Here is a 19,984-nt window from a genome sequence, read left to right as displayed (position 1 = left end):
ATATCACAGCCTGCGGACCGCGAACCGCAGTTGCCACTAGGTTGATCGCATGGAAAGGCGAAAGCTCGGAACTCTCGATGTCTCGGTGGTCGGCATCGGCTGCAACAACTTCGGCGGCAGGCTCGACCTCGACGGAACAAAGGCGGTGGTCGACGCGGCCATCGACGCCGGAATCAACTACTTCGACACCGCCGAGTCCTATGGCGACGGGCGCTCCGAGGAGCTACTCGGGCAGGCGCTGGGGAGCCGTCGAGCAGACGTGCTGATCGCCACCAAGTGGGGCCACACCAGGCAACTCGCCGACGGCGAGCGTGGCGGAGACCCGAAGCTGATCAGGGAACGGCTGGAACAGAGCCTGCGTCGTCTGGGCACCGACTACGTCGACCACTATCAGCTGCACCGCCCAGACCCCGAAACCCCACAGGCCGAAACCCTGGGCTGCCTCGCCGACCTGCGCGCCGAGGGCAAGATCCGCGAGATCGGGTGCACCCACTTCAGCGCAGCCGAACTCGACGACGCCGCGTCGTCCGCTCAACAGAGTGGAGTGGCCAACTATGCGTCGGTGCAGAACTATTACAGCGTCTTGAACCGGGCTCCCGAAACCGACGGCGTGTTCGACGCTTGCGAACGACTTGGCATTGCGTTCGTGCCGTACTTCCCGCTCGAGTCGGGCCTGTTGACCGGCAAGTACCGGCTCGGACAACCCCGCCCCGAAGGCTCGCGCCTGCAGGTTTGGGGCGACCGGGCCGACAACTTCATCGACGACGACAAGCTGGCCGCCGTCGAGCGTCTGATCCAGTGGTGCGCCGACCACGACCACACCATCCTGGACCTGGCAATGAGCTGGCACACCTCCAACCCACAGGTGGCTTCGGTCATCGCCGGGGCCACCAGGCCAGAACAGGTTCATTCGAACGCGGCGGCCGCCACCTGGCAACTCTCGTCCGACCAGATGGACGAGGTGCGGGCCATTGTCGGCTAGCGAGCGGGTTCAATACCCACGCGCGAACACGGTTCCGTCCATCAGCTTGCGGGCTGTGCGCACCAACCCGGCGCGCTCGACGGTGACCTGACCATCCCGAATCTCGACGGTCACAGCCGTCTCGAAACGCCCGGTGGGGTGCTCGAGCACCACCATGTCGTCTTCGTCCGAAGCCGTCACCCCCGAAACGATGTCGTGGGCGGTGGTGCCGGGCACCCGGGCCGCCACGGCCACGGTCAGCGCGCCCAGGACACCGATGGCCTCATGACACCGGTGCGGAATGAACGTGCGCGTCCTCAGCGTGCCCCCGTCTGCGGGCGGCGACACGATGGTGAGCTTGGGCACGGTGCTTTCGGAGACATCGCCCAGGTTCATCATCGGACCGGCCGCCAGTCGGATGCGCTCGAGTGTTGACCTCAAACCCGTGTCGGCCTCCAGTTCGACCGGGGCCTCTCCCCCATCGATTCCCAGCGACGCCGCATCGATGACCACCACTGGCATGCCGTTGTCGACGAGGGTGCAGGCAACGCCGCCGACGTCATCGAGCTGGTTGCCCGTGGGGAACAACGCTCCACAACTGCTACCCGCCACATCTTCGAAGTCGAGACGAATCGGCGACGCGGTGCCGGGCACCCCCGAGACCGCAAACGAGCCTTCGTACACCGGCATGCCATCGGCCAGCCGGAACCCGGCCACCGCCACCGAATCGGTGTTCTGCATCAATATGCGAACCACGGCGCGGTCGCCATCGACCTTCACCAAACCCCGCTCTACGGCGAATGGCCCCACACCGGCCAACATGTTGCCGCAGTTCTGAGCGTCGGATACCAGCGCCTGATCGACCGAGGGCTGCAAGAACAAGTAGCTCACATCGGCGCGCGGGTCGTCGCACCGATCGACGACCGCCACCTTGGTGGTCAGCGGATGGGCACCCCCGACGCCATCGATCTGGCGCGGATCGGGAGAACCGACGATGCGCAGAATCAGGTCGTCTCGAAGGGCAGGGTCTTCGGGAAGGTCGCCGGCAACGAAGAACGCGCCCTTTGACGTGCCTCCCCTCATCAACATGCAACGCACCCCATCCACGCCCGCCATCGTACGATCGTCACATGGATCTGAGGAACTGGATCACCGAAGACCTGGCGTCTTTGCGAAACCGGCTGGCCAACGGTGTGCTGTCGATCATCCCGCCCGACCGCATGAACGAAAGGGTCGACGGCGGGGGCATCGCACCCGTGTATGTGGCCTGGCACACCGCCAGGCACCACGACCTGTCGGTGAACGGCGTGCTGCGCGGCCGGGCCGAGGTGCTCGACGGATGGATGACACGGGTGGGCATCGACGGTGACACCTGGCGTGGCCTGGCCGAGGCAGAAGACACCGAGCTGGTCGACGAACTCGACCCCGAGGCCGTGTGCGGGTACCTGTTGGCGACCATCGACGAGACGCTGTCGTGGGTACAAGACGAAGCCGACCTGTCGGTGCTGGGCACCGTGCCAGACACCGAGTCGGCCCTCGACCGCATCGGAACCCCCGCAGAACGCTTCGATTGGTTGTACTCGATGTGGTCGGGCAAGCCCGGCCACTTCTTCTTGTCGTGGGAGGCCATCGGCCACGGCTACAACCACCTCGGCGAGCTCACCAGCACCCGCAACCGCATGGGACTCAGCCCCTTCTAGGACGCCAGCCCCTATGCTTCGCCCATGGGGAAATTCCACGAGTTCTCGATGACCTCGATCGATGGTGATCAGGTCGATTTCGACACCTACGACGGTCATGTCGTGTTGGTGGTAAACGTCGCCAGCAAGTGAGGCCTCACGCCTCAGTACGCAGGTCTGCGTGCATTGCATGAATCCAACGCCGACGCCGGGTTCGCGGTCATGGGCTTTCCCTGCAACCAGTTCGGCGCCCAAGAGCCGGGCACCGACGCCGAGATAAAGCAGTTCGCCCAGGACAACTACGGCGTCAGCTTCCCGATGTTCTCCAAGATCGAGGTCAACGGCGGCGCGGCAGCCCCGCTCTACAAGTGGCTGAAGTCGTCGGCACCCGATGACGAGGGCAACGAGGACATCCCTGGAACTTCACCAAGTTCTTGGTCGGACGCGACGGCGAGGTCGTCAAGCGCTACTCGCCCACCGTCACACCCGAGCAGATCGGCGAGGAGCTGGCCAGCTACCTCTGAGGTTGCATGGCCGGTGCGCACCGGGCTCGGCACTAGCTTGGCCCGGTGACTTCCGAAACCACCAACCCCTCACCGGGTGCAACGACCGAGGGGCACCCTCGGCGCCAGCTGATACTGGCGATCCAGTGCCTGTGCCTGGTGTTGATCGTGGCCAGCGTCAGCTCGCTGAACGTCGCCATCCCCACCATCGTCCGCGAGCTCGAGCCCACCAGCACCGAGCAGCTCTGGATCCTCGACTCGTACGCCCTGGTGTTTGCCGGGCTGCTGCTGTTCGCCGGCGCCCTCGGCGACCGCTATGGCCGCAAACCCGCACTGCTGCTGGGCCTGACGATCTTCGGAGGGGCTTCGACTGTCGCCGCATGGTCGAACGCACCAGAACAGGTCATCGCATTCCGAGCCATCATGGGCATCGGAGCGGCGCTGATCATGCCTGCGACCCTGTCGACCATCGCCGTGGTGTTTCCCCCGAGCGAACGGGCCAAGGCCATCGCCGTGTGGGCAGGCGTGGCCGGCGCGGGCGGCGCCATCGGCCCGCTGGGCAGCGGCCTGCTGCTCGAACGGTTCTGGTGGGGATCGGTGTTCTTCGTGGCAACCCCAATCGCATTGCTGGCGGGCATCGCGATAGCTGCGATCGTGCCCAACAGCCGAGACACCCGCAAACGGCCCCTCGACTTCGTTGGCGCCTTCTTGTCGATCGTCGGCCTCACCGGACTGGTGTTCGGAATCATCGAGGGACCCGAAAAGGGCTGGAGTGCCGGGATCACCCTGGGCGGCTTCGCAGTTGGGGCGCTGGGTCTGGTGGGCTTCGTGATCTGGGAGCTCAAACGGCCCGAGCCGATGCTCGACCCCCGACTGTTCCTGATACCCCGCTTCGGGCTGGGCGCATTGACCATCACCGCCGCGTTCTTCTCGATGTTCGGCATGTTCTTCGTGATGACCCTGTACCTGCAGTTCGTTCTGGGCTACTCGCCGCTGGGTGCAGCAGCAAGGCTGTTGCCGTTCTCGGTGATCATGGTTCTGCTGGCCCCACGAAGCCCTCAGCTCACCGCCCGCTTCGGTACTCGCAACGTCGTCGCCGCCGGCTTCGTCATCCAAGCCACCGGCTTTGCCCTCACACAACTGCTGCAACCCGACTCGCCATACCCCATGATCATCCTGGTGATAGCTCCGATGGCGGCCGGCATGGCGCTGCTGATGCCGCCCACGACCAACGCCATCGTCACCTCGCTGCCACCCGACAAGGCGGGCGTGGCATCAGCAGTCAACGACACCACGCGCGAGGTCGGAGGAGCCATAGGCATCGCCTTGCTGGGAACCCTGATGACCAGCGGCTACCAATCGTCACTCGGATCGGCCACCGACACTCTGCCGGCCCAGCTCGCAGAGATCGCCCGCGACTCGATCGGAGGTGCGGCACAGGTCGCCTCCATGATCGGTGGGGCCGATGCCGCCAACCTGATCCGCGTAGCCAACTCGGCGTTCGTCGACGGCATGCATCAAGCGTTCTTCGTGGCCACCGCCGTCGCGGTGGTGCTGGCCGGGGTGATCAAACGCTTCTACCCGCGAGAAGAACTCGACCACTCGCACTAACGCGGCATGCAGTACCCGATGGCAGCCGTCTAGCGCGGCATGCAGTACCTGATGGCAGCCGTCTAGCGCGGCATGCAGTACCTCATGGCAGCCGTCTAGCGCGGCATGCAGTAGCCACCTGAGACGCTGAGGATCTGACCCGTCAGGCGACGAGCCTGATGCGATGCCAAGAACGCCACCGCCGAAGCTATGTCGTTGGCCTCGGCCAACAGCCGCAGGGGCGTGGTGGCCTTGATCGTCTCGACCGCCTCCTCGTTGAGGCCCGTGTCATAGCGCCACCCGCCGTGCTCGCCCAGATCGCCCGTCTCGGGTATCACCAAACCCATGCTGACCGTATTGGCCCTGACCCCGAAAGGCCCATACTCACTGGCGATCGAGCGCATGAACGACATGACGCCTGCCTTGGTCGCTCCATAGGCGCTGGCGCCCGGGGCCCCAAAGCCGGCGTCGCTGGCAATCGACACGATCGACCCCTCGCGGCGCTCGACCATGCGCCTCAGGACCGCCCTGGTCGCGTTGGCGGTGGTGGCGATGTTGCGGGTGTGCAGTTCGGCCCAGCGCTCGGGAGGCAGGTCCAAGAATGCGGCCGCCTTACCGTTCCAGCCCACGCTGTTGACCAGGGTGCGAATGGGTCCGAGCTCGTCCTCGACGATTCCGACCGCCGCCTCGGTCGAGTCCAGATCGGTGAGGTCGACCTGATGAAACGTCGCCACTCCCCCACCGCTGTGGATCTGCGCCGTGGTCTTGTCGGCCAGCGCACCATCGCGATCGAAGATGGCCACTACGGCACCCTCGGCCGCCAGGGCCATGGCTATCGCCCTGCCGATGGTCGACGCACCACCCGTCACCACCGCCACCGTGCCATCCAGTCCGAGTTCCATCTGCTCACTCCATATCGGCCGTACCCCACTCAACCGGTCCCGCCGTGCCGGCAACAGGGCCGATGGTCGGCTTGTCTGTACGCTCGACCATCTCGCCCCGAGCACCCCGACGAGCCGAGCACCATGAACGAACGATTCAAGACAGACGCCCGCCCGCTGGCAAATCCCGACGCGGTTGTATCTGGTCGGCACTGGCGCATCACAGTGCTGACCGACGGCTTGGTGCGCCTCGAATGGTCGCCCGATGGCGGCTTCGAAGATCGGGCGTCGACCTTTGCCTGGTACCGCGATCAACCGGTGCCCCGCTACGACGTCGTCGACGGGCCGGACGCCATCGAGGTCAGCACCGACCGCTTTCACCTTCGATACAACCGCGAGGAGTTCTCGCCCCACGGCCTCACCGTGACCGCCAAAGGCCGCCTCAGCAACCATCGAGCCACGTGGCGCTACGGCACCCAACCCCGTTCGCTGGGTGGCACCGCCCGCACACTCGACAACGTCGACGGTCGTATCGACGCCGAGCCCGGTGTCACCAGCCGCGACGGAATCGGGGTCATCGACGACTCGCACACGTTTCTGTTCACCGACGACGGCTGGATCGCCTCGCGTTCGGGCGAGGGCCGCCTCGACATATACGTGTTCGCCTACGGCCACGACTATCGCGGCGCAATCCAAGCCCTGTACGCCTTGTCGGGTCACCAACCGGTTCTGCCCAGGTGGGCGCTCGGCAACTGGTGGAGCCGCTATCACCGCTACTCCGAACAGTCGTACCTGTCGCTGATGGACCGTTTCGCATCCGAACAGATCCCTCTGTCGGTGGCCGTCATCGACATGGACTGGCACCGGGTGACCTCGATACCAGAGCAGTACGGCACCGGATGGACCGGCTATTCGTGGGAACCGTCCCTGTTCCCAGACCCGCCCCGCTTCCTCGACGAGCTGCACCGGCGCGGCCTTCACACAACCCTGAACGTTCACCCACACGAGGGCATTCGGCCCTTCGAGGACGCCTACCCGGCCATGTGCGCGGCTCTGGCACGCGACCCCGAGATGGAGGCCACCATCACCTTCGAACCCACCGACCCCCAGTTCTTCGAGGCTTACTTCGATGTGCTGCACCGTGGGCTCGAAGACCAGGGCGTCGACTTCTGGTGGATCGACTGGCAGCAGGGCCGGACCTCGTCGATGCCGGGCGTAGATCCGCTGTGGATGCTGAACCACTTCCACTTCCTCGACTCGACTCGCGATGACCGCAGGCCGATCACTTTCTCCCGCTACGCCGGACCCGGCAGCCACCGCTATCCCGTCGGCTTCTCGGGCGACACCGTCATCACGTGGGCATCGCTGCAGTTCCAGCCAGAGTTCACCGCGTCGGCAACCGACATTGGCTATGGGTGGTGGAGCCACGACATCGGTGGCCACCTGTGGGGTGTTCGAGACGACGACCTCACCGTGCGCTGGATGCAATACGGCGTGTTCAGCCCGATCAACCGCCTGCATTCGTCGAACAACCCATTCCTCATCAAGGAGCCGTGGTTGTTCCCGCTGGAGGCCCGCAGTGCGATTGCCGAATCGCTGCGTCTTCGCAACCGGCTGATCCCTTACCTGCATTCGATGAACCATCGGGCGGCCCGCCAGGGCCTACCACTGGTGAGCCCGATGTACCACCTGCACCCCGAAGACGACCGGGCCTACACACATCGCAACCAGTACGGCTTTGGCGACCAACTGCTGGTGGCCCCCATCACCAAGCCGCTGTCGCGGTCGACCCTGATGGGCGCCGTCGAGACATGGCTGCCACCCGGACAGTGGGTCGACATCTTCACCGATGCGGTCTACGAGGGCGACACCATCGTCGAGATGCACCGGGGGTGGAGTTCGATACCGGTTCTGGCCCAACCCGGCGCCATCGTTCCATTGACCACCGACCCGATGGCTGCCGCGGCTGCCAACCCAGACGCCATCGAGCTGTTGGTGGTTCCCGGCCGAAGCGGCAGTTTCGACCTGTTCGAGGACGATGGTTCGGGCTCGACCCCCGACGACATCTGGGCGGCCACAGCCTGCACACACATCGAGTGGCGCCAGGCCGACAGCCGGTCGGCGTCGCTGGTCATCGACCCGGCCTCGGGCAACACCGATGCGTTGCCGCCCTCACGCACGTGGACCATCACAATCATCGGCGGGCCGAGTGTCGAATCGGCCACCACAGACGATGGCCGCAGCGTCGAGATCGCTTCGGCACCGGGTCGCTGCAGCATCGAACTCGAAGCCCACGACGCCCGCGCCGGCATCGAGGTTCGCTTCGAGGGCGAACTAGTCGCAGCCACCACGACCGTCGACGACAGGTGCCTCGACATCCTCAACTCGGCCCAGATCGAGTACGAGGCCAAGCTGGCGGCCTGGAGGGTGATCGAGACACAGTCGAGCCCGGCGGTGCGAATCGCTGCACTGGCAGGGCTTGATATCGATGCCGATGTGTTCAGCGCCCTCACCGAGATTCTCGCATGCAGCACCTGAAGCGGCGTGTGCCATCCTTTGGTTGCACGTCCGCCGAACCGGAGCCATGCCCGAATGGCCTTCAAGACCTCTGACGCACTGCTGAACGACACACCCGCGGGCGACCAGCACTACACCGCCGAGGGCACCCTCAAGAAGCGCTTCTACGAACAAAAGCTCGAGGAGTTGCAGGAAGAGCTGGTCAAGCTGCAGTACTGGGTTGCCCATCACGGGCTTCGGGTGCTGATCATCTTCGAAGGTCGCGGTTCAGCCGGCAAGGGCGGAGTCATCAAGCGCATCAGCGAGCGCACGAGCCCTCGCATAGTTCGCACCGAGGCGCTGCCCAAACCCACCGAGCGCGAACAGACCCAGTGGTACTTCCAGCGCTACGTTCCCCTGCTGCCCAGCGGTGGCGAGATCGTGCTGTTCGACCGCAGCTGGTACAACCGCTCGAACGTCGAATGGGTGATGGGCTACTGCACCGAAGAGCAACATCAGGAGTTCTTGCGCACGTGCCCCGAGTTCGAGCGGATGCTGGTGCGCTCGGGCATCATCATCCTCAAGTACTGGTTCTCGATCAGCTACGAGGAGCAGGGCCGCAGGTTCGCGGCCCGCAACGAGGAGCCGGTCAAGCGCTGGAAGCTGTCGGACATGGACCTCGAAGAGCGCCGCCTGTACACCCGCTACTCGATGGCCAAGGACACGACCTTCCAGTACACCGACATCAAGCAGGCGCCCTGGTATGTGGTGCCATCCGACGACAAGCGCCGCGCCAGGCTGAACTGCATCAGCCACATCCTGTCGAAGATCCCGTACGAAGATGTCGTGCCCGACCCGATCGACATCCCCGATCGTGTGGAGATGCCCTACATCCGCCCGCCCATGCGCGAGCAGACTTTCGTACCCCAGATCTTTTGACCCCGGAGGGTCCAGTGCCAGTTCAGACCGAGACGATGGGCCCAGTTCGGATCATCCGGCTCGACCGCGAAGCCAAACGAAACGCCATCAACGCCGAGATGACCGAGGCCATCGACGGTGCCCTCAACGAGTTCGAGGACGATCCCGCAGCGCGGGTGGCCGTCATCACCGGTGGCACCAGCATGTTCTGCGCCGGTACCGACATCGCCGAGGGGTCGGGCACTCCCACCCAACGAGGCGGGTTGTACGGCATCATCGGCCGGCGCTCGCCAAAGCCCATCATCGCCGCCGTAGAGGGTTTCGCCTTCGGCGGCGGTTTCGAGATCGCCCTGGCCTGCGACCTGATCGTCGCCGCAAGCGACGCACGATTTGGTCTGCCGGAGGTGAGAAGGGGGCTGGTGGCCACCAGCGGGGGCATGTTCAGAGCCCCCAGGGCCCTTCCGCTGAACGTTGCTCGCGAGATGCTGCTGACCGGCGACCCGGTAGACGCCCCGCGCCTGGAACGGCTTGGTCTGGTGAACCGCCTGGCCGAACCGGGCACGGCCGTAGCTGTTGGTGTGGAACTCGCGGAACGCATCGTGCTGAACGCCCCGACCTCGATCCGCGAGACCCTGGCCGTTCTCGGCGAGATTCACGCCGACGAAGAAGAACGCGGCTGGGCCGTCACCCGGACGGCCCAGGAAGTCATCATGTCCAGCGAAGACAGACACGAGGGCGTGTCGGCATTCTTCGAAAAGCGCACACCAGACTGGCCCGGCTCCTAAGAGGGTTAGCGGATAGGCGAAGCCTAGAAGCTAGCCCGGGGCCCGAGCGGCCCGTTGGCCAAGGGCCAACAAGAGCGGAAGGTAGTTCCAATACGACTAGACGTCACCTCTCGGCCCGGCTCCTAGGCCGGCGGCTCTGGGTTCATCGCAGTGCGCCCAGCAGCGCCTGCACGGTGGTGAGGTCGCCGTCGACTTCGAAGTCGGGCGTGTCTGCTGCGGAACCAGGCCGGGCCAGCGCAGCGAAGAATGCATCGGAGGTGCACTCGACTCGGGCGATCGGCGCCTCATCTGCGCGCCCATATCTGATCGACGCGCCGGCGGGGGTGAGCGCCAATGAGAGATCGGTGGAGCCGTCGATGACGAACTCGACATATCCCTCGGCCACCCCTTCGGGTAGCGACGACGCACACCTCGACGCGATCGACTGAAGCGCCCACCGTGGATTGCTGTGGAGTTGCCCGCGGTCGGCTCCCTGCAGCAACGGCATACCCCACCGGGCCAGCTGAGCGCCGATGGTTGCCAGTTCGCGACCTCGCTCGGTCAGCTCATAGAGCGTCACCGGCGCAGGATCTCTGAGCTCGATCTTGCGGATTGCGCCCGCATCGTCGAGCTCTCGCAGACGCTGCGCCAATATGTCGGTCGACACGCCTGGCAACCCCTCGAACAGGTCTGTGAAGCGGCGAGGCCCAGGCACCAGATCTCTGACGATCAGCATGGCCCATCGCTGCGAGGTCACGTCCAGGGCTGCAGCGAGGCCGCATAGCTGGTTGTACGAGCGCCGTGCCATGTCGACACCCTATCACACACAGGGGTTTCCAATTTGACAGTTGGAAATTGCTGTGTTCGACTCTCGCCCCGTGCAGACAAGAAGCCCGACGCAGTCCCCCACCTCTCCGTGGCAAGTGTTCGCCGTGTGTGCCGCTGCGTTCTACATCACCACTCTCGACCTCTCGATCGTCAATGTGGCGTTCCCGGACATAGTCGTCGACTTCGGCATCTCGCGGGTTGACGCCTCGTGGATAGTCACCATCTACAACATCTTCTACGGGTCGCTGTTGGTGGTGTCGGGCAAGACAGCAGACTCGGTCGGGCGTCGCCTGATGTTTCGGGTGGGCGTCACCTTGTTCGCCCTGGGCTCGCTGGTGGCAGCCTTTGCGCCCGGGCTGGGCGTCTTGGTCGCCGGTCGGGCACTGCAGGGCCTTGGAGGAGCCGCCCTCACCCCGGCGACCCTTGGCCTGTTGATCGCCGCATTCCCCATCGAGCGCCGCACGCAGGTCGTCGCGATGTGGGGAGGCATAGGTGCCCTCGGCGTCGCAAGCGGGCCAAGCCTGGGAGCATTTGCCATATCGCTGTCCGATTGGCGCGCCGCCTTCTGGATCAACCTGCCCATATGTGCCCTGTTGCTGGCAGCCAGCCGAAGCGCTCTCAGCGAATCGGCCCGAAACCCCACCAAGACGCGCCCCGACTACGCAGGCGCAGCCCTGATAAGCGCAGCCTTGGGTGGCGCAACCCTGGGCATCTCACGCTCTGAGGTTTGGGGATGGGCCGACGCCAGGACGCTGGGGTCGATCGCCGCCGGTTTGGCGATCATCGTCGTGTTCGTCGCCCGCCAACGAACCCACCCAGAGCCGATACTGGACCTGACGCTGTTCCAGAGTCGCTCGTTCTCGATCGCCAACTTCTCGGGCCTGGCCTTCTTCGCGGGTTTCGCCGCTTTGGGTCTCAACAACGTGCTGTTCCTGCGCCAGGCGTGGGGATATGACGTGTTGACCGCGGGCCTGCTCAGCGCCGTGGCGCCCGCAACAGTCGCTTTGCTGTCGCCGGTGACGGGCCGCCTCGCCAGCCGCTTCGGCTTCAGAACCTTTGTTGTTGCGGGTCCACTGTTGGTCGCCGCCCTGATGCTGGTGTTCGTGGTCGTGTTCGACGAAACCACCCGACCGTGGCTGTTCATGGCGCTGGGCCAGCTGGTGGCCGCGGGCATAGCGATGTTCATTCCGGTGAACTCGGCGGCTTCGGTCGCAGACCTTCCCGCCCAGCGACTATCGGTGGGCGGAGCGGTCAACAACACCTTTCGCCAGGTGGGTTCTGCCCTGGGTATTGCCGTCTTGGTCGCCGTGATCGGCTCGCCGGTGACAACTGCAGAGCTGGTCGACGCACACCGCGCAGGATGGGTCATGATCGCGACAACGATGCTGTTGGCCGCGCTGGTGGGCCTGCGACAGATCGGGGCGACCCGCACCGCCGACTGATGTGGGCCCGCCAGGCTCCGGTCAGTTCTCGCCGAAGCGTCAGTCGGTTTCGAAGCCTCGGTATCCGTCTTGGGCGATCTCGCCCAGCAGCTTGGCGTACTTGGGCGCTCCACCGTTGTAGACCACGTAGCGCACGGTGCCCTGGCCATGCCCCTCGACGTTGGAGTTGTAGCCGGTGAACCAGCCCTGAGCCCGCTTCATCAGCATGGGCTGGTACAGGTCTTCGATGTGTTGGGTCCACTCGGCTTCGCTCTGTGCCGAGGCCTCGACGCGCCTCACCCCGCTGTTGCGGAAGTGCACGACAGCATCGGTGATCCAGTCGACCAGGCGCTCGATCCCCCGCGGGAAGTTGCTGGTAGACGAGGCGCTTTGTGGGCCGGCAACCATCATCATGTTCGGGAAGCCGTGGATTCCGATGCCCAGATAGGTGGACGGACCATCGGCCCACTTGGTTGCCAGCTTGTCGCCGTTGACACCCTGGATGTCGATGCGGTCGAACGCTCCTGTGACGGCGTCGAAGCCCGTGGCGTACACGAGAAGGTCGAGCGGGTAGGTGTGGTCGGTCGTCTGCACACCCTCGGGGACGATCCGCTCGATCGGGGTCTCCAGCAGGTCGACCAGGTGCACGTTGTCGCGGTTGAATGCCTCGAAATAGTGAGTTTCCAGAGGCACGCGCTGCACCCCGAACCCGTGATCTTTCGGAATGAGCTTCTCGGCCACCTCGGGATCGTCCACACGCTGCCGGATCCGGTCTGCGATGTAGGCCGAGAACTCGGCGTTGGCCTCATCGTCGGTGAAGATCTCGGTGAAGTTCTGGAGCCAGATACCGAAGCCGGGCTCGTCGTAGAGCCGGTCCCAGAGTTCGAGACGCTCCTCGCGGCTGACGTTCCAGAACCCGCGCCGGTCGGGTTCGTGCTCGAAGCTGCCGGGGGTGCGATCACAACGAGCCAGGATCTCCGGGTATCTGCTGCGGATGTCGGCCATCTCTTCTTCGGAGATGGGCGAATTGTTCAGCGGAGCACTCCAGTTGGGCCGTCGCTGGAACACCCACAGCTCGCCGACCTTGTCTGCGATCTCGGCGATGACCTGGATGCCGGTGGCTCCCGTGCCTATGACGCCGACCTTGCGGCCCTCCATCGGCACGGGCTCGGATGGCCAATAGAAGGTGTGATGGGCTTCACCAGCGAAAGTCTCCATCCCCTCGATCCGCGGCAGGGTCGGTGCCGACAACAACCCGATGGTGGTTATGACGAACCACGACTTGAACTCGGTGCCATCCTCGAGGAACAGATGCCACAAGTTCGCATCCTCGTCCCACTGCATCGACACCACACGTGAGTTGAACCTCATGTGTTTGCGCAGGTCGAACTTGTCGGCGACATAGTTGAGATAGCGCAGGTTCTCGGGCTGGGGCGAGAACCGCTCGTTCCAGTGCCACTCGTCGAGCAGCTCTTGAGAGAACGAGTAGCCGTAGGTGTAGCTCTCGGAGTCGAACCTGGACCCCGGATAGCGGTTGCGATACCAGGTGCCGCCCAGGTCGGCCTCGGTCTCGAGCAAGATCGAACTGATGCCCAAATCGGTGAGCCGCTTGATCTGGTAGATGCCACCGACGCCGGCTCCGAGGACGATCACCTCGTATGGCTGTTGGCTGTCGGAATTGATGCTGCTCATCTGTTCCTCGTCGTTAGGCGTCCGCCTCCAATGTTGGCTCACCAGCCAGTTCGGTCCTGCATCCGACATCGAAATAGGGTCGACACCAACCCCGTCCCAAGGAAAGCCACATGTCCGATCCGAATGTCCTCGTCGAACGCCACGATGGGTGGGCGTCGCTCACGCTCAACCGCCCGCACAGGAAGAACGCCATCATCGGGCCGCTCTACGACGAGTTGGCCGATGCCCTCAACGATCTCAGCGCGGACGAAACGGTCGCAGCGATAGTTCTCAGCGGCGCTGGCGGAGCGTTCTCGTCTGGAATCGACCTCACCGAACTCCAGGCCGATCCGCGGCCCGCATGGGTGCCCAACATGTCGAGCAGCACGAACGCCGCCCACATGGCGCTCTACAACTGCCAGTGCCCAATCATCGCCGCGGTCGAGCGCTACACGATCAACGCCAGCACCTCGCTGGCCCTGGCGTGCGACGTACTGGTGGCCGGAGAGTCGGCGTTCATGCAGATCGGCGAGATCCGCCAGGGCTCGGGCATTCCCATGAACGCGGCCTGGATGTCGCTGAAGGCGTCGGAGTTCGTGCTGGCGAGGCTGGCCTACTACGGCGACCGGGTGCCGGCCGCGCGCATGCACGAGCTGGGGGTAGTGCAGGAAGTGGTGCCGGACGACCACGTGTTGGCGGTGGCCCAGGCCCACGCTGAGCGCATGGCCGGTTACAAGCCTGGCGCGTCACGTTCAATCAAGGCAGCCATCACAGCGCGGCGCACCATCGACCCCCAGACGTGGTTCGAGGCTCCCAAGAGCAACGCCCTGCTGAACGCCCAGCAGGTGCGCGACTAGGGCTATTCGTCTTCGCCCTCGGCATCGTCGTGCAGCAACTCGACCTCGTAGGTGATCGAGATGTCGGGGTTGAGGCTGCTGGCGACCGAGCAGTACTTGTCGGTGGCCAGGCCCACAAAGCGCTCGGCCATCTTGGTGCTGAGGCCTGGGGCATCGATGATGTGCTTGGCCCGAATGGCCGTATAGAAAGCGGGAACCGAGTCGGCGCGGTCGCCCTCTAGCTCAATGCGATAGCTCAGCAGGTCCAGGCGCCGCTTGCCGATCATCACAACCACATCGAACGCTGCGCACGCACCCACGGCGTTCAACAAGAGCTCCATGGGGTTCATGCCCGTCTTGGCCGCGTCCTCGCCGTCGATCATCACCTGCATGCCGTCGGGGGTCTTGCCCACAAACCGCTTGCCGACGAGATGATGGACCGTGGTGCTCTTGGTGTTGCTCACAGCACAAAGCAAAGCGCTTCAGCGGCCGATATCCAACCCCGCTCAGTCGTTGGGGTCGACGAAGTCGTCGGGTGTGACGGTCTCGAGATAGCTCTGGAACCGCTCGACGATCTGGTCGATCTCGTCGTCGGCAAACGGGGTGTCGACGTCGTGGTCGACCATCACCGCGGCCTCGTCCAGCACCGCTGACTCGACATTGACGGGCGCGCCGACCCGCACGGCCAACGCGATGCCATCGCTGGGCCGCGACGAAACCACCACCGTCTCGCCGTCGTGTTCCAGCGACAGGTCTGCGAAGAAGGTGCTGTCGATCAGGTCGTTGACGTCGACGCTGACCAGCTTGGCGCCGAGCGCCTCGATCACGTCGACGAACAGGTCGTGTGTCTGTGGCCGCGATATCTCGACCTCGGCCATCGCCATGGCTATCGAGCGTGCTTCGGCAGGTCCGATGAAGATCGGCAGTACCCGGTCTGGGTTGTCGAACTCACCCAGCAACACCACGGTGGCGCCCGACGAAGGGGCGAAGTGAAGCCCGAGCAGCTTTACGGGGACCTTCATGGAGGTCTCCTCTCGATGGACCTGCACCCATCATGGCCCGTCTACGCAGCTTGCGTCAGAGGAGGATGTCACAGGCCGACACTCACCGGAACACACCCATCCGCGACACCGCCACACCAAACCCCACCACGCTGGGCAGGGCCACGACGACCACGGCTTGCCCCACCGACAACCCGGTGCCGGCCAGAAGCCCGACGACGCCCGGAACGCTCAGCGCCGCTGTCCGCAGCCCGGCGGTCAGCGCACCAAGGCCCAACGCCGACCGGCCCGGCAGCTTGGCCGCGGTGTCGTACATGGCCGGCAACAGCGCGGCGATGCCTGCACCGTTCAGGGCAAAACCCACCAGCGAAAGCGAAGAGCTGGCCGACAGGTTTGCAATCAGCATTCCTGTGGCCGTGAGCCCGAGCGAGATCCAGGTCGTGGTCATGGTTCCCAGCCGCGCCACGACCGAGTCGGCCACGAAGCGCGAAACGGTCATGCCGGCCGTGACCGCCACATAACCAAATGCAGCCGAGCCGGCCGACAGTGCGAAGTCGTCGCTGAGTCGAAACGCGGCCCAGTCGATGGCGGTCAGCTCCAAGGTCACGCCGAAGAAGCCGGCCGCAAAGAACCCGAACAGCACCAGCTTTCCCACCGACACCGGGCGCATCGGCCGGTGGTCGCTGTCGTTCGCCGGCTCGGTCGCAGTCTCCGGCGAAAGGTCGTCGGCCAAAAGACCGGGTCCGACGTAGGCCAGCACCAACAGCAGTACCGCGGCAGCACCCAGAAGGTGGGCGGTCAACGACACGCCCGCCGCCGCCATTCGAGACGAGACCGCTCCCCCCACCAGGGTGCCCAGGCTCCACAGGCCGTGCAGGCGGTTCAGCACGGGCGTGTGCCGCAGAGCGCTCAGCCACGAGCCCTGCATGTTCATGGCCACATCGACCAGCACATCGAACGCGATCATGCCCATCAGCCCGACGACGAACAGCGCTGGAGAGCGAGCCAGCCCGACAACCGCGAGGCAGCCCGATACAACCGCACTTGCCGACAGCATCACCCGCCTGGTTCCGAACCGGCCGATGACGTGCCCAACCGCCGCACTTCCCAACAGGCCGCTGAGACCGGCCAGCGACAACAACACGCCGATGGTCGACACCGAAACCTCGATCCGGTCGCGAATCTCGGGCAGTCGGGGCACGAACGACGCAAACAGGGCACCGTTCACGAAGAACTGAACCGCCACCGATTTGAGAGCGCGGCTGTGCACGGCGCTGTAGGCCGATGCTGAACGTTCGGTGGACACAGCCGAAATGATGCACCACCGGACGGCGCGACCGGTTCGGTTGGTGCAGACTTGGCCGATGGCGTACCGGACCAGGCGCAAACTCGACGTCTTCTTGTTGGTGCTGGGCGCTGTGGGCGCGGGCATCGTCGCCCTCATCGGCTCGGCCGCCGGCGACACCGAGAGGATCGTGGGCTACTGGGCCTCGGCCGAGGTCGTCGGAACTCAGGGCGCCGTGGTCGAGACGATCGACTACGACTTCGGTGTCTCCAGCCGCCACGGCATCTTTCGAGACGTGCCCGGGCTGTTCTCGTCACAGATACCCGACGAGTCGCAGGTGACCGTGTCTTCGCCGACCGCTCCCGATCAGTTTCAGCTCAGCCCCACCTACAACGGCACTCGAATCCGAATCGGCGATCCCAACGCCACCATCCGCGGGAGGCATCGCTACAACATCGCCTACCCACTCGAGTTCGAGCGCGTAGACGGCTTGATCTCGTGGAACGCTGTCGGCACCGATTGGCCGGTCGGAGTCTCGGGCATCGAGGTTCATCTGCTGGCCGATCGCGAACTGGTGGGGCCGCAATGTTCGAAAGGGCCTGCAGGGGCCTGGGACGGGTGTTCGGTACGCACGGTCGCACCGGGCCACCTGGTGGCCGAAGTGTCTCGGCTCGATGCCTACGAAGGTGTCACGATCTCGGCTCTTCCTGGCGATCGCTTGGCCGCAATGCCTGCTGCGCCAACACCGCCTAGGGGCGACGTCAACGACCCCGGCGCGGGCCTGCTGGCCGCTTTCGTGGTCGCCGCCGCGGCTGCCATCGCGTCGGCTGCGGTCATCTCCACCCGCATCCGCAAGCGGGGTCGCGAGTGGGTGTGGGTCGGCGGTTCTGCCGATGCCGCGTTCGGCCCTCAGTTTGGCGAGCAATACGCTGTGAAGCTCGTCGACCACGAAGAACTCGACGCCATGGCATCGACCGAGTTCGTTCCGCCCAAGGGTCTCACCGCCTGGCAGGGAGGGGTTCTCTACGCCGAAAGCGCAAACGCCAACCATCGGGTGGCGTGGCTGCTCGAGCGGGCCATAGCCGGCGAGGTCGAGATCGAGGGCTCGGGCAAGAACGTCACCATTCGGCGCAACACCACAGACTCGCCCGACCACGAAGCGCTCGACCGGCTGTTCGGGGGAAGGTCGCGGGTTTCGCTGGCCAAATACGACAAGCAGTTCGCCACCGGGTGGACGAAGCTGGGCTCGCGCCAGTCGAGTTGGCTAGAGGACTCGGGACTGTGGGACGGCGAAGGCGATCGCCGCAAGCTCCTGGCCCGAATCTTCGGCGCAGTCGCGCTGGTGGTCGGAGCGGTGTTCGTGTTCGGGTTTGCGTTCGTGGCCAACCGATGGGGCCTGCCATGGCTGGCCGGTGTGGCGTTAGGAGCCCTCGCCGCCGGCAGCGGTTGGGCACTGGTCATCCGCAGCTGGGAACTGAGGGGTCGCACACCCGAGGGCAGCGGCATGTGGATTCGTATCGAGTCGTTCAGGCGCTTCATCGAGAACTCCGACGCACGCCACGTCGAAGACGCCGCCAAGCGTGGGGTGCTGCTCGAATACACCGCCTGGGCCACCGCCTTGGGCGAAGCCGATCACTGGGCCGAGGTCGTGAAGGAAGCCGAGAAGATGGGCACCATCTCGGGCTCTGACACCCGCGCCGTCTACTTCGCCACCATGGCACCAAGCATCTCCAGCGCAACATCGACGGCTGCACGAGCGCCGTCCAGCAGCAGCGGAGGTGGCGGCTCGGTCGGTGGGGGTTCGGGCGGCGGCGGTGGTGGCTCCTGGTGAGCGCTGCGTCGGGCGGTCACGACCGACAGGGTTCGCTGCGCCGCCACCTGGGTGTGGGCGACGCAGTGGTGATCGGCGCAGGGTCGATGATCGGAGCCGGTGTATTCGCGGCCTGGGCACCCGCGGCCGGCGCCGCCGGCGGCGCCCGGGTGATAGGCCAGGCGCTGGCGGCGGCGGTTGCTTTCGCCAACGCGGCATCGTCGGCCCAGCTGGCCGCGATACATCCCGAGTCGGGCGGCACCTATGTCTATGGCCGCCGCCAGCTGGGCGATGGGTGGGGACACCTGGCCGGTTGGGGGTTCGTCGTTGGCAAGACAGCGTCGTGTGCAGCGATGGCGTTGACGGTGGGCGCATACCTGTGGCCACAACACGAACGTGCGGTGGCGATCGGTGCCGTGGCCGTCATCACGGTCGTCAACATCGGCGGCCTGAGCCGCACCGTCGCCGTGACCCGGATGCTGCTGGTGGTCTCGCTGGCCGCGCTGGCCGCAGTGGTGGTCGCGGGCTGGACCGGGGGCCAAGCCGACATCGCACGCATCGACCTGACCGAAGGCGACGCGTTGGGCGTGCTGCGGTCGGCAGGCTTCTTGTTCTTCGCATTCGCCGGCTATGCGCGCATAGCCACGCTGGGCGAGGAGGTCCGCGATCCAGCGGTCACCATTCCCAAGGCCGTACCTCGAGCTCTGCTGGCGGTGCTGATCGTCTACGCGATCGTGGCGGTGACTGCCCTGGCCGTGGTCGACAGCGCTGCGCTGGCCGCCACCGACGCGCCTCTTCGGCTGGTCGGATCGGGCGCGCCGACGGGGTTCTCGACCGTTGTGCGAGTGGGCGCTGGCGTCGCCGCCCTGGGTGTGCTGTTGAACCTGATACCCGGGGTGTCACGCACGTCGATGGCCATGGCGCGCAACCGCGAACTGCCGGGTTGGTTCGCTCACATCGACCACAACCGCGACATTCCTCTGCGCGCCGAGCTGACGGTTGCCGGTGTGGTGATGGCACTGGTGGTGTTGCTGGATCTGCGCAACGCCATCGCCGTGTCGGGCGTTGCCGTGCTGACCTACTACGCAGTGACCAACGCTGCCGCGCTGACACTGAGCCCTCAGCAACGCCGATGGCCCCGGTCGCTCGCATGGTTTGGCCTCGCCGGCTGTGTGGTGCTGATCTTCAGCCTGCCCCCGACAGCGGTCGTATCCGGCTCCGCAGTGCTGGCTGCCGGAGTGCTCGCCCGTGCCGTGGTCGCCCGCCGCAGCACATCTCGCTGACCCCGTCAGCTACCCGACACGGCAATCAAACGTTCACCTTCGCGAGGGAATTGTTGG

The 19,984-nt window shown here is 65.2% G+C and carries 17 protein-coding genes and 1 pseudogene; 11 read left to right on the top strand and 7 right to left on the bottom strand.

Annotated features, from left to right (window positions below):
- Positions 1 to 49: 49 nt before the first annotated feature.
- Entirely contained in the window at positions 50 to 982 is a 933-nt protein-coding gene (locus R2770_02415) for an aldo/keto reductase (GenBank protein MEZ5279299.1), read from the top strand.
- A 9-nt stretch (positions 983 to 991) separates the two neighbouring features.
- Here the strand turns inward: R2770_02415 and R2770_02410 are convergent, their stop codons facing one another.
- Complete coding sequence (locus tag R2770_02410; protein MEZ5279298.1) at positions 992 to 2,068, bottom strand: 4-oxalomesaconate tautomerase; 1,077 nt, start codon at positions 2,066 to 2,068, stop codon at positions 992 to 994.
- 23 nt (positions 2,069 to 2,091) lie between these two features.
- Here R2770_02410 and R2770_02405 point away from each other — a divergent pair, with 23 nt between their 5' ends.
- The 3 genes and pseudogenes from R2770_02405 (at position 2,092) to R2770_02395 (ending at position 4,754) form a co-directional block, all read left to right on the top strand.
- Complete coding sequence (locus tag R2770_02405; GenBank protein ID MEZ5279297.1) at positions 2,092 to 2,661, top strand: hypothetical protein; 570 nt, start codon at positions 2,092 to 2,094, stop codon at positions 2,659 to 2,661.
- A gap of 24 nt (positions 2,662 to 2,685) precedes the next feature.
- A pseudogene (locus tag R2770_02400) lies at positions 2,686 to 2,958 on the top strand (glutathione peroxidase).
- Between the two features lie 251 nt (positions 2,959 to 3,209).
- Positions 3,210 to 4,754 carry an MFS transporter gene (locus R2770_02395; protein MEZ5279296.1) on the top strand — a complete coding sequence of 515 codons (1,545 nt, stop codon included), beginning with the start codon at positions 3,210 to 3,212 and terminating at the stop codon, positions 4,752 to 4,754.
- A 95-nt stretch (positions 4,755 to 4,849) separates the two neighbouring features.
- Here R2770_02395 and R2770_02390 read toward each other — a convergent pair whose 3' ends face one another.
- Entirely contained in the window at positions 4,850 to 5,635 is a 786-nt protein-coding gene (locus R2770_02390; protein MEZ5279295.1) for an SDR family NAD(P)-dependent oxidoreductase, read from the bottom strand.
- A gap of 123 nt (positions 5,636 to 5,758) precedes the next feature.
- On the opposite strand from R2770_02390, the gene R2770_02385 reads away from it, so the two are divergent.
- Genes R2770_02385 through R2770_02375 form a run of 3 tightly spaced genes read left to right on the top strand, consistent with a single transcriptional unit; the run spans position 5,759 to position 9,813 of the window.
- Entirely contained in the window at positions 5,759 to 8,152 is a 2,394-nt protein-coding gene (locus tag R2770_02385; GenBank protein MEZ5279294.1) for a glycoside hydrolase family 31 protein, read from the top strand.
- Positions 8,153 to 8,206: 54 nt separating this feature from the next.
- Complete coding sequence (ppk2, locus tag R2770_02380; protein MEZ5279293.1) at positions 8,207 to 9,049, top strand: polyphosphate kinase 2; 843 nt, start codon at positions 8,207 to 8,209, stop codon at positions 9,047 to 9,049.
- Positions 9,050 to 9,063: 14 nt separating this feature from the next.
- Entirely contained in the window at positions 9,064 to 9,813 is a 750-nt protein-coding gene (locus R2770_02375) for an enoyl-CoA hydratase-related protein (GenBank protein MEZ5279292.1), read from the top strand.
- 142 nt (positions 9,814 to 9,955) lie between these two features.
- On the opposite strand, the gene R2770_02370 is transcribed toward R2770_02375, so the two are convergent.
- Positions 9,956 to 10,600 carry a helix-turn-helix domain-containing protein gene (locus R2770_02370; GenBank protein ID MEZ5279291.1) on the bottom strand — a complete coding sequence of 215 codons (645 nt, stop codon included), beginning with the start codon at positions 10,598 to 10,600 and terminating at the stop codon, positions 9,956 to 9,958.
- A gap of 70 nt (positions 10,601 to 10,670) precedes the next feature.
- Here R2770_02370 and R2770_02365 point away from each other — a divergent pair, with 70 nt between their 5' ends.
- Entirely contained in the window at positions 10,671 to 12,062 is a 1,392-nt protein-coding gene (locus R2770_02365; GenBank protein ID MEZ5279290.1) for an MFS transporter, read from the top strand.
- 39 nt (positions 12,063 to 12,101) lie between these two features.
- Here the strand turns inward: R2770_02365 and R2770_02360 are convergent, their stop codons facing one another.
- Entirely contained in the window at positions 12,102 to 13,733 is a 1,632-nt protein-coding gene (locus tag R2770_02360) for an NAD(P)/FAD-dependent oxidoreductase (protein MEZ5279289.1), read from the bottom strand.
- Between the two features lie 110 nt (positions 13,734 to 13,843).
- Between R2770_02360 and R2770_02355 the strand changes: the two genes are divergently transcribed.
- A complete protein-coding gene (locus R2770_02355) occupies positions 13,844 to 14,569 on the top strand; it encodes an enoyl-CoA hydratase/isomerase family protein (protein MEZ5279288.1) in 726 nt (241 codons plus the stop codon).
- Between the two features lie 2 nt (positions 14,570 to 14,571).
- On the opposite strand, the gene R2770_02350 is transcribed toward R2770_02355, so the two are convergent.
- The 3 genes from R2770_02350 to R2770_02340 form a co-directional block, all read right to left on the bottom strand.
- A complete protein-coding gene (locus R2770_02350; GenBank protein MEZ5279287.1) occupies positions 14,572 to 15,012 on the bottom strand; it encodes an OsmC family protein in 441 nt (146 codons plus the stop codon).
- 42 nt (positions 15,013 to 15,054) lie between these two features.
- Entirely contained in the window at positions 15,055 to 15,570 is a 516-nt protein-coding gene (locus R2770_02345; GenBank protein ID MEZ5279286.1) for a bifunctional nuclease family protein, read from the bottom strand.
- An 82-nt stretch (positions 15,571 to 15,652) separates the two neighbouring features.
- On the bottom strand, positions 15,653 to 16,855 hold the full coding sequence (locus tag R2770_02340; protein MEZ5279285.1) for an MFS transporter: 1,203 nt from the start codon (positions 16,853 to 16,855) through the stop codon (positions 15,653 to 15,655).
- A gap of 58 nt (positions 16,856 to 16,913) precedes the next feature.
- On the opposite strand from R2770_02340, the gene R2770_02335 reads away from it, so the two are divergent.
- Together R2770_02335 and R2770_02330 are read left to right on the top strand one after the other, a co-directional pair.
- Entirely contained in the window at positions 16,914 to 18,665 is a 1,752-nt protein-coding gene (locus R2770_02335; protein ID MEZ5279284.1) for a DUF2207 domain-containing protein, read from the top strand.
- Positions 18,662 to 19,927, top strand: a complete 1,266-nt coding sequence (locus R2770_02330) for an APC family permease (protein ID MEZ5279283.1) — start codon at positions 18,662 to 18,664, stop codon at positions 19,925 to 19,927. The genes R2770_02335 and R2770_02330 overlap by 4 nt, the downstream gene beginning before the upstream one ends.
- Positions 19,928 to 19,984: the final 57 nt, after the last annotated feature.

The sequence above is a fragment of the Acidimicrobiales bacterium genome (genome assembly GCA_041394185.1).
Lineage (GTDB): Bacteria > Actinomycetota > Acidimicrobiia > Acidimicrobiales > Poriferisodalaceae > JAAETH01.
This window is presented reverse-complemented; position numbering and strand designations above follow the sequence as displayed.

Coding starts and splice junctions, on each gene's coding strand:
- R2770_02415 (MEZ5279299.1), top strand. CDS start 50: ATGGAAAGGCGAAAGCTCGGAACTCTCGATGTCTCGGTGGTCGGCATC.
- R2770_02405 (MEZ5279297.1), top strand. CDS start 2,092: ATGGATCTGAGGAACTGGATCACCGAAGACCTGGCGTCTTTGCGAAAC.
- R2770_02390 (MEZ5279295.1), bottom strand. CDS start 5,635: ATGGAACTCGGACTGGATGGCACGGTGGCGGTGGTGACGGGTGGTGCG.
- R2770_02385 (MEZ5279294.1), top strand. CDS start 5,759: ATGAACGAACGATTCAAGACAGACGCCCGCCCGCTGGCAAATCCCGAC.
- ppk2 (MEZ5279293.1), top strand. CDS start 8,207: ATGGCCTTCAAGACCTCTGACGCACTGCTGAACGACACACCCGCGGGC.
- R2770_02370 (MEZ5279291.1), bottom strand. CDS start 10,600: ATGGCACGGCGCTCGTACAACCAGCTATGCGGCCTCGCTGCAGCCCTG.
- R2770_02360 (MEZ5279289.1), bottom strand. CDS start 13,733: ATGAGCAGCATCAATTCCGACAGCCAACAGCCATACGAGGTGATCGTC.
- R2770_02355 (MEZ5279288.1), top strand. CDS start 13,844: ATGTCCGATCCGAATGTCCTCGTCGAACGCCACGATGGGTGGGCGTCG.
- R2770_02345 (MEZ5279286.1), bottom strand. CDS start 15,570: ATGAAGGTCCCCGTAAAGCTGCTCGGGCTTCACTTCGCCCCTTCGTCG.
- R2770_02335 (MEZ5279284.1), top strand. CDS start 16,914: ATGGCGTACCGGACCAGGCGCAAACTCGACGTCTTCTTGTTGGTGCTG.